This window comes from Dactylosporangium sp. NPDC051541 (assembly GCF_044454505.1).
Lineage (GTDB): Bacteria > Actinomycetota > Actinomycetes > Mycobacteriales > Micromonosporaceae > Dactylosporangium.
This window is the reverse complement of sequence record NZ_JBITDU010000035.1, coordinates 1-15,003: the sequence shown is the minus strand read 5'-3', so window position 1 is coordinate 15,003 and position 15,003 is coordinate 1. Positions and strand designations below refer to the sequence as shown.

At 72.2% G+C, this 15,003-nt stretch carries 17 protein-coding genes; 5 read left to right on the top strand and 12 right to left on the bottom strand.

Translation table 11 applies throughout. The features are described from left to right. Positions 1-5: 5 nt before the first annotated feature. The 7 genes from ACIA8L_RS55385 to ACIA8L_RS55355 form a co-directional block, all read right to left on the bottom strand. Positions 6-740 carry a hypothetical protein gene (locus ACIA8L_RS55385; protein WP_395918215.1) on the bottom strand — a complete coding sequence of 245 codons (735 nt, stop codon included), beginning with the start codon at positions 738-740 and terminating at the stop codon, positions 6-8. Positions 741-850: 110 nt separating this feature from the next. Then, the gene (locus ACIA8L_RS55380) at positions 851-1,489 is read right to left on the bottom strand and encodes a hypothetical protein (protein ID WP_395918214.1); all 639 of its coding nucleotides are present in this window, start codon (positions 1,487-1,489) and stop codon (positions 851-853) included. A gap of 31 nt (positions 1,490-1,520) precedes the next feature. Then, complete coding sequence (locus ACIA8L_RS55375; protein WP_395918211.1) at positions 1,521-2,027, bottom strand: SigE family RNA polymerase sigma factor; 507 nt, start codon at positions 2,025-2,027, stop codon at positions 1,521-1,523. 127 nt (positions 2,028-2,154) lie between these two features. Then, on the bottom strand, positions 2,155-2,742 hold the full coding sequence (locus tag ACIA8L_RS55370) for a DoxX family membrane protein (RefSeq protein WP_395918209.1): 588 nt from the start codon (positions 2,740-2,742) through the stop codon (positions 2,155-2,157). A 124-nt stretch (positions 2,743-2,866) separates the two neighbouring features. After that, entirely contained in the window at positions 2,867-3,484 is a 618-nt protein-coding gene (locus tag ACIA8L_RS55365) for a TetR family transcriptional regulator (protein ID WP_395918207.1), read from the bottom strand. Between the two features lie 133 nt (positions 3,485-3,617). Next, positions 3,618-4,238: a TetR/AcrR family transcriptional regulator gene (locus ACIA8L_RS55360; RefSeq protein WP_395918205.1), complete on the bottom strand. Its 621-nt coding sequence runs from the start codon at positions 4,236-4,238 to the stop codon at positions 3,618-3,620. A 111-nt stretch (positions 4,239-4,349) separates the two neighbouring features. Then, positions 4,350-5,408: a LacI family DNA-binding transcriptional regulator gene (locus ACIA8L_RS55355; RefSeq protein ID WP_395918203.1), complete on the bottom strand. Its 1,059-nt coding sequence runs from the start codon at positions 5,406-5,408 to the stop codon at positions 4,350-4,352. A 359-nt stretch (positions 5,409-5,767) separates the two neighbouring features. Here ACIA8L_RS55355 and ACIA8L_RS55350 point away from each other — a divergent pair, with 359 nt between their 5' ends. From ACIA8L_RS55350 to ACIA8L_RS55335, 4 genes are all read left to right on the top strand, one after another. Then, positions 5,768-6,343, top strand: coding sequence for a polysaccharide deacetylase family protein (locus ACIA8L_RS55350; RefSeq protein ID WP_395918201.1), 576 nt, complete (start codon positions 5,768-5,770; stop codon positions 6,341-6,343). Between the two features lie 401 nt (positions 6,344-6,744). After that, positions 6,745-7,617, top strand: a complete 873-nt coding sequence (locus ACIA8L_RS55345) for an SIMPL domain-containing protein (protein WP_395918199.1) — start codon at positions 6,745-6,747, stop codon at positions 7,615-7,617. A 232-nt stretch (positions 7,618-7,849) separates the two neighbouring features. Next, positions 7,850-8,521, top strand: coding sequence for a TetR/AcrR family transcriptional regulator (locus tag ACIA8L_RS55340; protein WP_395918197.1), 672 nt, complete (start codon positions 7,850-7,852; stop codon positions 8,519-8,521). A gap of 268 nt (positions 8,522-8,789) precedes the next feature. Continuing rightward, positions 8,790-9,926 carry an FAD-dependent oxidoreductase gene (locus ACIA8L_RS55335; protein ID WP_395918195.1) on the top strand — a complete coding sequence of 379 codons (1,137 nt, stop codon included), beginning with the start codon at positions 8,790-8,792 and terminating at the stop codon, positions 9,924-9,926. Between the two features lie 73 nt (positions 9,927-9,999). On the opposite strand, the gene ACIA8L_RS55330 is transcribed toward ACIA8L_RS55335, so the two are convergent. From ACIA8L_RS55330 to ACIA8L_RS55315, 4 genes are all read right to left on the bottom strand, one after another. After that, positions 10,000-11,184, bottom strand: coding sequence for a glycosyltransferase (locus ACIA8L_RS55330; RefSeq protein ID WP_395918193.1), 1,185 nt, complete (start codon positions 11,182-11,184; stop codon positions 10,000-10,002). Between the two features lie 491 nt (positions 11,185-11,675). Further along, entirely contained in the window at positions 11,676-12,440 is a 765-nt protein-coding gene (locus ACIA8L_RS55325; protein WP_395918191.1) for an IclR family transcriptional regulator, read from the bottom strand. Positions 12,441-12,507: 67 nt separating this feature from the next. Then, entirely contained in the window at positions 12,508-13,176 is a 669-nt protein-coding gene (locus ACIA8L_RS55320) for a hypothetical protein (RefSeq protein ID WP_395918189.1), read from the bottom strand. A 51-nt stretch (positions 13,177-13,227) separates the two neighbouring features. Beyond that, complete coding sequence (locus ACIA8L_RS55315; protein WP_395918187.1) at positions 13,228-13,593, bottom strand: hypothetical protein; 366 nt, start codon at positions 13,591-13,593, stop codon at positions 13,228-13,230. Between the two features lie 107 nt (positions 13,594-13,700). On the opposite strand from ACIA8L_RS55315, the gene ACIA8L_RS55310 reads away from it, so the two are divergent. Continuing rightward, positions 13,701-14,735 (top strand): LacI family DNA-binding transcriptional regulator, encoded by a 1,035-nt coding sequence (locus ACIA8L_RS55310; RefSeq protein WP_395918185.1) that lies wholly within the window; start codon positions 13,701-13,703, stop codon positions 14,733-14,735. A 65-nt stretch (positions 14,736-14,800) separates the two neighbouring features. Here the strand turns inward: ACIA8L_RS55310 and ACIA8L_RS55305 are convergent. Then, a partial coding sequence (locus ACIA8L_RS55305) for a hypothetical protein (RefSeq protein ID WP_395918184.1) occupies positions 14,801-15,003 on the bottom strand: 203 nt, incomplete at its 5' end.

Below are 15,003 nucleotides of genomic sequence, written 5' to 3'. Positions count from 1 at the left end.
GGGTCTCACCAACTGCCGTTGAAGAAGGCCTGCAGCGCCGGGGCCGGGTCGGCCGCGGTCGTCAGGTTGGCCACCGCGACGGCCAGGACGGCCAGTGCGGTGAACGCGGCGACGGTGCCGAGCGCGCCGAGCAGCCACCGCGCCGGCCGCTCGGACGCCGTCGTGCGCGCGAAACGGCGCCACAGGGCGATGCCGGCGCAGATCAGGAGGATCGCGGCGAGGGCGGCGATGACGGCCATGGCCTCGTGGTAGCGGCCGAAGTCGGTGACCAGCGTGCTGAGCACGGCCGGACGCGGGGCGCCGGCGAGCGGGCCGGGCTCGATCACCATCGGCAGCAGCGAGGACAGCGGTGCGACGGCGCCCTGGATGTTGGCGGCCACCGTGACCAGCGCGAGGAGCCCGAGCGCGGTGACGCCCGCCAGACCGGCCGCGCCGGCGACGCGGTGGCGGCCGCCCAGGAACGACCGGGCCAGGCGGAGACCGAGCGCGACGAGCACGGCCAGGATCAGGGCGGCGACGGCGCCCTTGACCACGTGGTAGCGGAGCCAGAAGTCGACCATCCGGTCCAGGTCGGGGCCGCGGTCGCCGGTCTGCCAGTAGCCGGTGAACGCCTGGCGCAGCGCCGCCGTGAACCGGCCGTGGTCGGCGTACCGGCCGTCCGAACCGATGGCCGCGAGGGGGCCCGGGGCGAGCACGAACGCGGCGATGAGGGCCGCGGCGAGGGCGATGAGTCTGCGCACGCCATCAGCCTGACGTGTGCGGGCGGTGTGGAACACAACGCCAGGGCGACGTTGCGGGGTAACGCTGGCTATACGGCCGGCCCGGGCTCACCCGGGCCGGCCGCTCGTGCTCAGCCCGCCGTCGTCAGTGCGCCGGGTTCCATGTGGATGCCGTTGCCGAAGCTGACGATGTCGGTGCCGCTCCACCCCAGCGAGGGCCAGACCTGGATGACCAGGTACACCCCGTTGTCCTGCTTGATGAACAGCGTCGACGGCTTCGAGTCGCCCTGCATCGTCGCCAGCACCGCCGGGCGGCCCTGGACGGTGACCGGCTGCTTGCCGACGCCGTCGGGGACGCCGCGCTGCGCCATGATGGTGATCTTGCCTTCGAACGAGTTCGGGTCCTTGTCGGCCAGGCCGATCGGGGCGAGGGTGAGGCCGTCCCGGTCGACGCCCTGGACCTCCCAGCCCTGCGGGACCTGGTCGATCGTGAAGCCCGCCGGCTGCGAGCCTGCATAGGCCACCAGGTGTACTGTCGCCGCGCCGCCGCCCGCCGGTGGTCCCACCGGGTCGTGGCGGCCCAGCCCCGGCACCACGAGCGCCGCGGTGAGGACGAGCGCGGCCACCCCAGACGCTGCGCCGATGCGGCTGAAGCGGTGGCGGCGCAGCGCGGCCCGGGCGCGGGTCACGTCGGCCTCGACGGCGTCCGGCCCGGGCGGGGCCGCGGGACCGGCGAGGCGGTCGAGTCGGTCGTGCAGATCGAATGTCATCGGTGCCCCTTGTGTCTGATGATGTGGCCGGTCAGGGCCGGGTGCCGACCGGGACGAGGCTCGCGCGCAACAGTTCCAACGCGCGGGCCGTCTGGCTCTTCACGGTGCCCTGGCTGCAGCCCAGGGCGGCCGCGGTCGCCGCGACGTCCAGGTCGTGGAAGTACCGGAACACCACCACCGCCCGCATGCGCGGCGGGAGGCCGCGCAGTGCCGCGATGAGCTCGTCGACCGACTCGCGGTCCACGCCCGGCTCGGCCTGCACGACGTCCGGCAGCACCGCCGCCGGTCGCTCGCGCTGGGCCGACGGCCGCCGCCGCTCGTCGGTCAGCGTGTTGACCATGATGCGGTACACGTAGCCACCGGGGTTGCTCGCCCGGCGGTACCTGGGCCACTTGACGTACAGCTTCGTCAGCGTGGCCTGCACCAGATCCTCAGCGAGGTGATGGTCGCCGGCGGTGAGCAGCCGGGCCGTGCGCACCAGCTCGGCTCTTCGTTCCCGGACGTATCGGCGGAACTGCTCGTCCCGTTCGTTCGTCACGTGGTCTCCTTCCTACCCTGACACCCGACAGACGAGCGGGGCGCACGATCGGTTGGTCGCCGGGACACAAACATCCGGCGGCCGGCTCCCTGGGAGAGCCGGCCGTCGGATGGGGGGAGAGTAGTGGTCAGATGAGCCAGCGGTTGCGCTGGACGAAGGGCAGCTTGGCCCACAGCTTGCCGAGGCCCCAGGTCTGCCCGGCGTAGGTCAGGGCGATGACGACCATCACGATCGCGTAGACCACGTGGTAGTCGGTGAGCGGGTTCGACGAGCCGCTGGGGGCGCCGGCCGCGGTGTGCTGCGCGATCGGGAACTCGGCGAGCCACATGAAGGCCATCATCAGGGCGCCGGAGACGGCCGCGATGCGGGTGCCGACGCCGGCGATCAGGGCGATGCCGATGCCGAGCAGGCCGAGCATGAAGAACCAGTTCGCGTACCAGGTGCCGGCGATGGTGTGGAAGAAGCCCTGCAGCGGGCCGACGTCGACCGAGTTGAGGAAGCCCTTGGTGGGCGAGCCGCCGTTGATCCAGGCCCGCGCCGACGGGGTGGCGTAGCCGAGCCCGAACAGCTTGTCCGCGAACGCCCAGAGGAAGACGAACCCGGTCGCGTAGCGCAGGACCGCCAAAGTCCGGGCCGCCGCCTTGGTGAGCATGTGTCCCGGCGCCTCGACCTGCTCGAGATGGCTGACGGCTGCGTGGTTGGTGTGGGTGCTCATGGCTCTCGGCCTCCTGGTGCCGTGCTCTGCTGTCTACGCCAATAGCTTCGCGCCGCAGAGGGGTCGCGCACCGGTGCCGAACCTACCCAACCCGCGGGACCAAAGGCCCCTGCCGTCCCGGGACCTACGGTCCGTCGCTTCCGCGGCTTCGCTTCGGCTCATCGCGGGCCGGGAGCAGGGCCGCCACCAGATCGCGCAGCGGGCCGGCGAGGGTGTCGCGATCGGCCGTCTGTAACGGTTCCATGGCGCCGACCGAGCGCAGCAGGACGATGCCCAGCGACGCGGCCAGCACGACCTGGGCCCGCAGCAGCGTGTCGTCGTCGCCCGGGTGGTGACCGGCCGCGGCGGCCAGGCGCTCGGCCGAGTTGCGCAGGACACCGCGGCGGATCTCGTCGGCGCGCTCGTCGCCGGAGGAGCGCAGCAGCAGCATCAGCTGGCTCGGGGGTCCGCCTTCGCCGATCCGGGCGGCCTGGTCGGCGATGATGAGGTGTACCTCGGACAGCTGCGCGTCGCCGGTCTCGCGCTTGATCTCGTCGACCGCCGCGGTGAGGCAGGCCTCGAACAGGCCCTCCTTCGACTCGAAGTATCGCGCGATCAGCGCCACGTTGACGCCGGCCTCGTCGGCGATGTCGCGCAGGGTCGTGGAGCTGTATCCGTCCCGCGCGAACCGGCGGCGCGCGGTCTGCAGCAGCAGCGCGCGGGTCCGGGTGGCGTCCCGGCGGCGGGCCGGTGTGGCGGTCATCGGATCACCGTACCTGCCCGCCCGAGCTTGTAAACCGGTGTTGACTTAACGTCGCGGGATTGTCGTGTGGTTCAGGTGCCGCGTTTGCCGGTCGCGCGATTGAGGAGTACCGATGCCGCCTTATTGATGCGTTTCAACTTCGTAGCAGGGCGACGCACAGGCCGGTCAGGTGCTCGACCAGTGGCTCGGCCGGGTCGGTCATGTCGTGCCAGACCCAGTCGATGAGGACCTCGCTGATGCCGGCGATCAGAGCCAGGATCGTTCGCTTGTACCGCACCGCGTCCGCGCGCAGCGCCGGTGCCAGGGGAGCCAGCAGCTTGCCGAACAGGTCGGCCTCCTCGCGCAGCACCCCGCGCCGGCGCAGTTCCATGCGCGGTGCGTTGATGTAGATGATGCGGGCCCGCTGCGGATGTTCGGCCAGCAGCCGCACCAGCGTCGCCAGCATGGGGCGCAGTGCCCCGTCGAGACTGTCCGCCTGTTTCGGCGCGGATGCGGCGATCCGCGTCAGCAGCCAGCCGTTGACCTCGCGGTGCAGGGCGAGGACGAGCGCCTCGCGGTCGGCGAAGTGGTCGTAGAAGTACCGCTTGGAGACGCGGGCGAGACTGCACACGTCAGCGACGGTCACGTCGTCGTACTCCCGCGCCGCGAACAGTTGCACCGCCGCCGCCACCAGCCGTTCGCGCCGGTCCGCGGCTCGTTCCTCACGGGTCTGCCCCCCGTAGGTCTCGCCGCGCCCGGACGGCCGTTGGGCCACCCGCCCACCTCCAAGTCGCCTTGCCCCGGAATGCGGACACCGTACCCGAAGATCCGACTTGGGAACCCATCGGCACTTTCCGGAATCGTGCGGCAAACTTTCGGGAAAGTTTCACCGCGAGCGGGGCGGCGCGGTGCTCTCCCGGATGACGAGCGACGTCGCCAGCTCCACCCGCGGCGGCTCCACCGGCTGCCCCGCGGCCAGCCGCAACACCATCTCGGCGGCGGCCCGCCCCATGCCGGAGAACGGCTGCCGCACCGTTGTCAAGGGCGGCCCGCACCAGCGCGCGACCTCGACGTCGTCGAACCCGACGACGCTCAGGTCCTCCGGCACCCGCAGCCCTGCCCGCCGGGCCGCCTCGTAGACGCCGAGCGCCTGCAGGTCGTCGCCGCACAGGATCGCCGTCGGCCGGTCCGGCGCCGCGAGGAGCTGCCCGCCGAGCTCCGTGCCGTCGGCGAACGTGAACAGCCCGCTGCGCACCAGGCTCGGGTCCAGGGGCAGGCCGGCGGTCTCGAGGGCGGCCCGGGCCGCTTCCAGCCGGGCCCGCGAGCACATGAACTGCGCGGGCCCGGTGATGACGCCGATGCGCCGGTGGCCGAGGTCGATCAGGTGCCGCGCGGCCGCGATGCCGCCGCTCCAGTTCGTCGTGCCGACGGAGGGCGTGTCGTGCACGGGCTCGCCGGTCGGGTCGAGCACCACGAGGGGCACGCCGCTCGCCGTGAGCTGCTGATAGTACTGCCCGCGATAGGCCGAGTGGACCGCGATCACGCCCGTCGGGCGGCGCGACAGCAGCAGGTCGGCCGTCCGGCGCCCGGCCCGCGGCGCGCGTCCCTGCAGGTCGGTGAAGCCGACGGTCAGGCCACGGTCGCGCACGACCTCCTCGACCCCGCGCATGATCTCGACCGCGAGGTGGCTCTCCAGGCCCGAGAAGGCGACCTCGACGATCGGCATCGCGCTGGTGGCGTCGGTGCGGCGGTACCCGTGCTCGCGCAGCAGCGCCTCGACCCGCTCCCGGGTGTCGACGGCGATGCCGGAGCGACCGTTCAGAACTTTCGAGACCGTCGGGGGCGATACCCCGGCCAGCCGGGCGATGGTCGCGACGGTCACCGACCCGCGGGGGCGCCGGACCCCCTTGCCCGGGGCCTCTTCCTGGGCGTTCGCATCGGTCATGCTCGAATCATAGGCCCGATCATCCGCGCTCCTGGGCCGCCCGCGTGCATGCTCGCGGGCCGTTCGTGTTTGCGCTTGCGGGCTGTCCGCGTGCATGCTCGCGGGCCGTTCGTGTTTGCGCTTGCGGGCTGTCCGTGTGCATGCTCGCGGGCCGTTCGTGTTTGCGCTTGCGGGCTGTCCGTGTGCACGCTCGCGGGCCGGTGCGGCCGGGTTTGCCTAGGCATTGACGGACGTCGGTGGCGGTCGTACCGTGAGGAAACATTTCCGGTAGGTGGCCGAATATTTCGAAACCCTGGGGTGGTCATGGCCCGGCTCCGCGGCACGGCTTGGTTCGGACTTGTCCGCCCCCGGGCGTTTTCGTGACCGGCTATGTGGCCCTGACGTTCGACGACGGCCCCGACCCGCGCAGCACCGCCGCGTTGGTGGCCGCGCTGCGCCGCGGCGGGGCCCGGGCCACGCTGTTCACCATCGGCCGCAACGCCCGCGCCTACCCGCGGCTGCTGCGCTCGGCCCGCGACGCCGGCATGTGGATCGGCAACCACAGCTGGTCCCACCCCGACCTCACGCGCCTGACCGCGCCCCGGGCTCGCGCTGAAATGCTGCGCACGCAGGCCCTGTTACAGAAACTCGCTGGAACGTCGCCCAGGTTGTTCCGGCCGCCGTACGGCGCGACCGGTCCGATCGTGCGTTCCGTCGCCGCCCGGCTCGGCCTGACCGAGGTGCTGTGGGACGTCGACTCCCGCGACTGGGCCGGTGCGACCGAGGACGAGATCGTCGCCGCGTCCGCGGGGCTGACCGACGGCGGGATCCTGCTGTTGCACGAGACGTCACCGGCGACGGTCGCGGCGGTGCCCCGCATTCTCGCCGACCTGCGCGCGCGGGGCCTGCACCCGGGCCGGATCTGCGCGGAGACCGGGCGGGTCGTCGCGGAGTAACGCGGAGTAACCCAGAGACGCGGCGGGTGTGGTGCTGGGGCTCACCACACCCGCCGTCCTGTGTCATGCGCCTTTCGCCGCGCCGTTGCTCGACCTTTTTACCGCGCCGTTGCTCGACTTCTTTGCCGGGATGTTGCTCGAACCCTTTGCCGGGATGTTGCTCGGCCTTCTTTTGCGCGATGTTGCTGGCTTTTGCGCGATGTCGCTCGGCCTCGTTGTGCGATGTTGCTCGGCGCCGTTGTGCGATGTCGCTCGGCCTCGTTGTGCGATGTTGCTCGGCGCCGTTGTGCGATGTCGCTCGGCCTCGTTGTGCGATGTTGCTCGGCCTTTTTGTTGCGATATGCCAGCTCAGGTCGGGTTCTGCGGGTTGAATGGGGGGTAATACGACCCGAAGGTGAGCAATGTCCCGATCGCGTGCTGCCGCTCCTGTCCTTGTCGCGCTGACCACCCTTGTCGCGCTCTCATCGTCGCTGCTCGGCGGGGGGCCGGCGGTCGCCTCGGCGGCGGCCTCGGCAGATGTCGCCTCGGCGGCGGCCTCGCCAGGTGTCGCCTCGGCGGCGGCCTCGCCAGGTGTCGCCTCGGCGGCGGCCTCGCCAGTTGTCGCCGCCGCGGCCGCGGAGCCGTCCGCGGACAGTGTGCTGGTCACCGGTACGGGAGAGGTCTCCGGTGAGCCGGACGTCCTCACCGCCGACTTCGCGGTCGAGACCAGCGGGGCCGCGGTCGACGAGGCCATGAGCCGCGCCACCGCTGCCGCTACGAAGATGCGGGATGCGCTGCTGCACGCCGGGATCGCCAAGGCCGACCTGCAGACGTTGAACGTCAGCGTCGGGTCGCAGCGGGACGACGACGGGGGGATCACCGGGTACACGGTCGGTCAGGGGATCACCGCCACCATCCGGAACCTGCCGCGAGCCGGGACGATCCTGTCCGAGACGATCGCGGCCGGCGGGGACGCGGCGCGGCTCAACGGGGTGTGGTACTCGATCGATGACGACACGGCACTCCTCGCCCAGGCGCGCAAGCTGGCGTTCGCCGACGCGCGGGCCAAGGCTGAGCTGTACGCCCACGAGGCCGGCCGGTCGCTCGGGCGTGTTCTCACGGTGAGCGAGGTGCCGCTCGCCGACCCGGTCTCGGGTGGGTTCGACTACCGGTCGGGGGCGGGCGCGCCGGCGCCGATGCCGGTACCGCTCGAGCCCGGCCGGGAGCGGCTTTCCGTGACCGTCACGGTGGAGTGGGCCCTGCAACCGCCGTCGGCCTCGAGCGCGCGCCTGTAGTCGCATTCGCCCGCTGCCCCGGTCTGGAGCGGGAATGGAGGTGTCGGCGTTGGTGCCCATTGCTCGCGTTGCCCTCCGCTCCTGCCCTTAGCCGGTTGCCGGTTGCCGGTTGCCCAATCGCCCGTTCGGTTGCCGGTGCCCGTCGCTCGCTGCCGTCGTCTGTCGCCGTTGGGATCTGGAACACATGGTGCGGTGGTGGCGGTTGACGAACGCGTTCGTTACGATCGTGTTCATGAGTCCTCGTCGCGTGCCGGTCAGCCGGCGTGATCGCCCCGCCAAGGCGGCCCTGAGCCGGAAGGGGCTGATCTCGGTGGCGCTGCAGATCATGGTGGACGAAGGGCTGGAGCGGGTCACCATGCGGCGGCTCGCTTCGGAGCTGGACACGGGGCCGGCCTCGCTTTACGTGTACATCCAGAGCACGGCCGAGCTGCACGGTGCACTCCTCGACGAGCTGCTGTTCGGGCTCGAGCTGCCGCGGGAGGAGACGGCGTGGCGGGAGGCGGTCATGGAGCTGCTGTCCGGATACACGCGAATCCTGCACAGGCAGCCCAGTCTGGCCCGGTCCGTGCTCACGCTGCGGCCGTCCGGGCCCAACTACCTGCGGTTCGTCGACCTGCTGCTGGGTTACCTGCTGGCCGGGGGAGTGCCGGTGCGCTCGGCCGCGTGGGGAGTCGACCTGCTGGTGCAGCTGGCCACGGCCACGGCGGCCGAGCATGGGACCCGGGACGAGTCCCCTGACGCCGCCGGGGAGGTCGACCTGCAGGAGATGGCGGTCCGGGAGGCGATCCCCGCGGAGTACCCGAACATCGACCGGGTCCGGGACGAACTGTTCTCCGGGACCGGGGAGGAGCGGCACCGGTTCGCCTTCGACGCGCTGCTGGACGGAATCGCGGCGCGGCCGTAAAGGGTGGACGGCGGAGCGGCCGCGGCATGAATCGCGGCGCGGCCGGGAGGGGGAACGGCGGTGCGGCCGCGGCATGAATCGTGGCGCGGCCGAAGAGGGGGAACGGCGGCGCGGGCGTAATGGCGATCGCGGCGCGGCTGTAAAGAGAACCGTGGCGCGGCCGTAAAGGCTTTGTCCGGTGAGAAGGGCGCATTCGTGTGCCTATGTGAAACGTGTTCGTCACGAACGCGTTCGTCAGTGCTAAGAGATGTTTGATTGAGGAGGCGTCATGGAGCAGCAGGTGCGGATCGGGATCGTCGGGGGTGGGCTCGGCGGGTTGACGTTGGCGCGGGTGTTGCACGTGCACGGGATCGCGGCGACCGTGTACGAGCTGGACGCGTCGGCGACTGCGCGTACCCAAGGGGGAATGCTCGACATCCATGACTACAACGGGCAGGTCGCGCTGGCCGACGCCGGGCTGATGGAACAGTTCCAGGCGATCATCCACCCGGGTGGCGAGGCGATGCGGATCCTCGACCGGCACGCCAACGTCCTCGTCGACGAAGCCGACGACGGCGGGCGGGGGCGGCCCGAGGTCGATCGGGGACACCTACGCGAGATGCTGCTCGACTCGCTGCCCGACGGGGCCGTGCGGTGGGGCAGCAAGGTCACCGGCGTGACCGCGACCGGTGGCGGCCGGCACGAGCTGGCCTTCGCCGACGGGTCCACGGCGACCACCGATCTGCTGGTCGGGGGCGACGGAGCCTGGTCACGGGTACGCCCGCTGCTGACCGACGCCCGCCCCGCGTACGCCGGCATCACGTTCTTCGACATCGACCTCCTCGACGCCGACACGCGGCACCCGGACGCGGCCGAGATCGTCGGGGCCGGGATGCTGTTCGCGCTCGGGCCCGGCAAAGGGTTCCTCGCGCACCGTGAAACAGACGGCAGCCTGCACATCTATGTCGCCCTCAAAGCACCCGAAAACTGGGCGGCGAACGCGGGAACAGCGGACCTCAAGCCGCTCCTCGCCGAGCAGTTCGAGGGCTGGTCGCCGCGGCTCGTCTCGCTGATCACCGAGTTCGACGGACCCCTCGCGCCGCGGACCATCAACGTGCTGCCGGCCGGGCTGCGCTGGGACCGGGTGCCGGGCGTGACCCTGCTCGGCGACGCCGCCCACCTGATGTCGCCGTTCGCCGGGGAGGGGGCCAACCTGGCGATGTTCGACGGGGCGAAGTTCGGCCTGGCGATCGCGGCGAACCCGGGCGACGTGGAGGCGGCGATCACGGCGTACGAGACCGAGCTCTTCCCGCGCAGTGAGGAGGCGGCTCGCGAAGCCGCGGCCAACCTGGAGATCTGCTTCCGCGAGGACGCGCCGCAGAGCCTGATCGACCAGTTCGCCGCCTACGCGGCAGCCGGCCACTGAAACCGCGGCCGGTCACTGAAAGCCGCGGCCGGTCGTTGGAAGCCGCGGCACGTCACATGAAAGCCGCCGCACGTCACTGAAACAGTTCCCGCAATCGTCGCGCCGCCAGATCCGCACCGTCCGTGCGGATCTGCGGCGCGAGCGCGCGGGCGGCAACCTGTCGACCGGGTTCCAGCGCTTGCTCCAACGCCGCCGCCAGCGAGTCAGCCGTCACTGCAACACCAACACCAACACCCAGCCCGCCGCCGTCATCGCCACCGCCACCGCCGCCGTCGCTGACGCTGACGCCTACGCCGAGCTCGGTGACGCGGGCGGCCCAGTACGGCTGGTCGTACACCTGCGGCAGCACCACCTGCGGCACGCCGGCGAGGGCCGCGGCCGTTGTGGTACCGGCGCCGCCGTGATGCACCACCGCCGCCACCCGCGGGAACAAAGCCCGCTGGTTGACCTCACCGATCGTGATGCAGTCGGGCCCGTCGCCGGCGCTCAAGCCGGTCCAGCCGCTGCTGATGACCGCGCGCCGACCCACCGCGCGGGCCGCGGCCAGCATCGTGAAACCCAGGTCGGCGGACGGGGAGCGGATGCTGCCGAGCCCGAAGTACACCGGTGCGGTACCCGCGGCCAGGAACTGTTCCAGCTCCGGCGCCAGCGGTCGCTCGTCGGGCACCACGAATGCCCCCGGCTGCCAGGTGCCGGAAGGGCCCGGCCCCAGCACCGGATCGCAGGCGAGCCAGGGGTCGGCGGTCAGCACATGGTTCTGCACGTCCTCGATTGGTGGCAGGCCCAGCGTGGCCCGGTGTTCGTTGAGCGGCGCGCCGAACATCGCATTCGTGGGCCGCGGGATCTGGACGGCCGGCGAGTGCGACGGCGGGGGGAGCACGATCGGGCAGTACACCAGGAAGCGGTATGGGATTTTGAGCATCTCCGCCACCGACGGCGCGGCGATCTGCAGGGCCGTGGCACCCACGATCGCGTCGCAGCCCGCAGCGGCGGCGCGCACGGCCGCGAACTGGTCCGCGACCGACCGGCGGGCCAGCGCGGCGAGCTGATCCGGGGTCGGGCGGGCGGTACCGACGGCGGCCGTCGACCGCAGCGACGGGCCGATCGGGGTGACGGCGAAGCCGAGGTCCTCGATCCAGGACCGGAAATCCGGCGGCACGCAGAAACACGCGTCAGTGCCGTGAGCGCGCAGACTCAAGGCGAGGGCGACCAGCGGCTGGACGTCGCCGCGCGAACCGATTGTCGAAAGCAGCAGCACACGGGCAGTCTGGCCGCTTGTGGGGGTCTTGCCACAAGCCCTCCGTAGCGATATACGTTGAAGTGGGGCTGATGATGGTTGCATGGTGCGAGTCGCGATCATGGCCATCGGCAGCCGCGAAGACCTCGCTCCCTGCACCTGCCTCCGAGTGCGCCTGCAGGAAGCCGGCCACCAGGTCACCATCGCCAGGTGAACGCCGAGGACGGCGCCGGAGCCGTCTGGAAGAACTCGCCCGCCACCTCGGCTGATCCGCACCGCACCGCACGGCTTCGCGCCGCACCGCACGGCTTCGCGCCGCACCGCACGGCTTCGCGCCGCACCGCACGGCTTCGCGCCGCACCGCACGGCTTCGCGCCGTGCCGGCTCCGCGCTGAGGCGCGTTGCGCTCGGCCTGCGTGCGGCTCGGCCCGTGTGACGGCAACATGCAGAGGCATGAGCTGCGCTGCGCTGCAACAGCGAGCAGCGGGGCTTGTTACAGAAACATCCAGGAGCTACGCGGCGGCTGAACGGAGCAGGGTGCGGGAGATGCCGCAGGCCGCGGTGACCACAGCCGGTACCAACGCGGAAGGCTGCAATCCGTCGAACGGCACGATCACCGACAGGGCCGCGACGACCCGGCCCTCCACGTCGCGCACCGGCGCGGCCACGGAGACGGCGTCCATCTGGACCTGGCGGTCGCTCACCGCGTGCCCGGCCCGGCGGACCTTGGCCAGGGTGGTGCGCAGCCGCTCCGGGTCGGCGATCGTCAACGGGGTGAAGGCGACGAGCGGGCGGGCGAGGTACTCCTCGACGACCGCCCGCGGCGCGTGCGCGAGCAGGACCAGGCCGACCCCGGTGGCGTGGGCGGGGAGCCGGCCGCCGACCCGGCTGCGCACGACGAGGGCGGCGCGGCCGGAGATCCGCTCGACGTACACGACGTCGGACCCCTCCAGCACCGCCAGCTGTACGTGCTGGTGCGTGGCCTCGTAGAGGTCCTCGAGGTAGGGCATCGCGGCCTCGCGCAGGCCGAGGCCGCGGGGGGCGAGCGCTGCGACTTCGAAGAGCCGGAGCCCGATCTGGTACCGCCCGTCGGCGTCGCGTTCCAGGGCGCCCCACGCCGCGAGCTCGCCCACGAGCCGGTGCGTCGTCGCGAGCGGCATGCCGGCCCGGCGGCTGATCTGGGACAGGCTCAGCCGCCGGTGCTCGCCGTTGAACGCGCCGAGCAGGCTCAGCACACGGCTGGTCACGGTCCGGCCGGCGACGTTACCGGTGGTCATGGCGGTGTCCCCCCGGGGGATGCTGTACCCGGCAAGCTTCGCGCCCCCGCCCCGGATCAGTCAAGGGTCATCGAACCTCCACGATGATCGCCGCCGATCGGGTGGCACCGGCCGCGTTCACCAGCTCCGCCTCGTAGGTGTACGTCCCCGGCGCCCGCCCGCTGACCACTGTGGACGCGTGCTGGGCCGAAGGCGTCGCGGCGGTCAGCGACACCGTGTAGTCCCCGTCGTGCAGGCCCGTCGCCCGGCCGCTCGTGCTCGACAGCACCCCCTCGGCCGGGGCGGTGGCGGCGCCGTCCGACGGTGCCAGGCGGCGGATCAGCCGGTGGTTCGTCCGCCTGGTGCCGTCCTCGGCGGTGACCGTGACCGGCACATCGGTCGGGGTGTCGGCGACGGTCACGGTCGCGCCGGCCGCGGTGGCGAACCTGCTGCGTGTTTCCGGTGTAACGGTTACCGTCCGCGTGGTCGCCGGACCGTCCAATGTGTACGCGCCGTCGGGCCGGGCGGCCGGCGGGCCGTGGTCGGTGGTCAGGTTCAGCAGGGCGGCGTCGTCCGGCAGCGAGCCGATGCCCTGGCGCAGGTTCGCGCCCGCCGTCGACCCGGCCGGCGCCGCGTTGCTGACGTCCAGGTCGCGGATCGTCCAGTACTCCTGGTTGAACAGCCGCACCGCGTCATCGGCCGCGCCGGCCGCCGCGATCCTCGGCATGGCGCCGTCGCCGTAGCGGTCGATCGACACGGGGCACCGGCACCGGCGGCGCCCGAGCCCTTGGGCCAGAGCTGGCCGGTCTCAGGTCTGGCCGGCGTGCAGGAGCAGGGTGTCGCCGGGGTGGAACTCGGTGTCCGCGACCTTGTCGAGGGTGCGCCACGGGTGTCCGGCCTGGCCGTCGGCGGTGTCGTCGCCGGCCTGGGCGTCGAGGTAGTAGGTGGTGCCGGTGGCCTCGGCGTTCGCGGTGGTGTCGGAGGTCGGGCTGGTGGCGTTCGCGGTGGTTACGGCGTTCGTGGTGGCCGCCGCGTTCCCGGTGGCGTTGACGTTCGTGGTGGTGTTGACGTTCGCGGTGGTTTCCGCGTTCGCGGCGGGCTCGGCGGATGCGGTGGCGGCGGGGAGGGTCAGCACGGCGGCGGCCGCGCCCGTGAGGAGGAGTTGCAGGCGCATGGGTTCTCTCGAATCGCGGGCCGGGTCGTGGCGCTCGCACGGGGTGCGATGCGGGAAAACGTATTCCGCGCGAGCGGGCGGCGTCGAGGATGGTTCAGAATGGGCAGGTGGATGATGGTGCTGCCCGGCGCGGACCGGTGACCCTGCACGACGTGGCCCGTGCGGCCGGGGTCTCCTACGCCACGGCGTCGCGGGCGCTCAACGGCAGCGAGCGCAACGTCCGGCCGGAGAACGCCGAGCGCGTCCGGGCCGCCGCCGACCGGCTCGGCTACGCCCCCAACCGGCCGGCACAGGCGATCGCGCGCGGATCCACCAGTACCATCGCGCTCGTCGTCAGCGACGTCGACGACCCCTACTTCTCCGAGATCGCCGGTGGCGTGATCGACGCCGCCGAGGACGCCGGGCTGATCGTGACCATGGCCGTCGCCGACCGTTCGCCCGGCCTGGAGCTGCAGATCGTCCGGGCGCTGCGCGGCCACCGCCCCCGCGCCATCCTCGTCGCCGGCAGCCGGATCGACGGCTCCGGGACCCGCGACTCCCTGACCGAGGAGCTGGCGGCATACCGGCGGGCGGGCGGCCGGGTGGCCCTGATCAGCCAGGCCGACCTGCCGTTCCCCACCTTGGCCATCGACAATTTCGGTGGCGCGCGGCGGCTCGCGATCGAGTTGTTTCGGCGGGGGTACCGCCGCTACGCCATCGTCCACGCCGACGAGACGATCCGCACCTCGCACGAGCGCCGCACCGGCTTCCTCCAGGGTTTACGGGATGCGGGCGGCACCGCCGACGGCGTCGCGTCAGTACCGGCCGACTTCACCCGCTCCGGTGGCCATGCCGCCGCGACCCGCCTGGCCGAGCTGGCCCGCTCCGGCGTCGAGGCCGCCTTCGTGGTCAACGACGTGATGGCGATCGGCGCGATGACGGGCCTGCGCGCGGCCGGCGTGGAGCCCGGCGCGGAGCTGGCGGTGGCCGGCTTCGACGACATCGACGCGGCGGCGCACGTGCACCCGGCGTTGACCTCGGTCCGGGTACCGCTGCGCGCCATCGGCCGCCGCGCCCTGGAGACCGCCCTGTCCCGCACCGACTCCGGGACCGTGGACATCCCGGTCGAGGTGGTACTGCGCGCCAGCACCCCGCCCCGCTGAGGAGCAGCCCCGTCACCGCCCGTGACCCCGCGCCCGCGCGGTGATGCCCCCAGGGAGCAGCGACTTCAACCGGCGCCGTCGACGTGCCGGTGGGTTGGCCGCGGCGGGGCCAGGACGTGCGCTGAGGAACGGTGGCGTTGCCGCGTGTGATGATGGTGCCGTGTGAGGATGCTCGGTGCGGTGCGGTGCGGTGCGGTGCGGTGCGGTGCGGTGCGGTGCGGTGCGGTGCGGTGCGGTGCGGTGCGGTGCGGTGCGGTGCGGTGCGGTG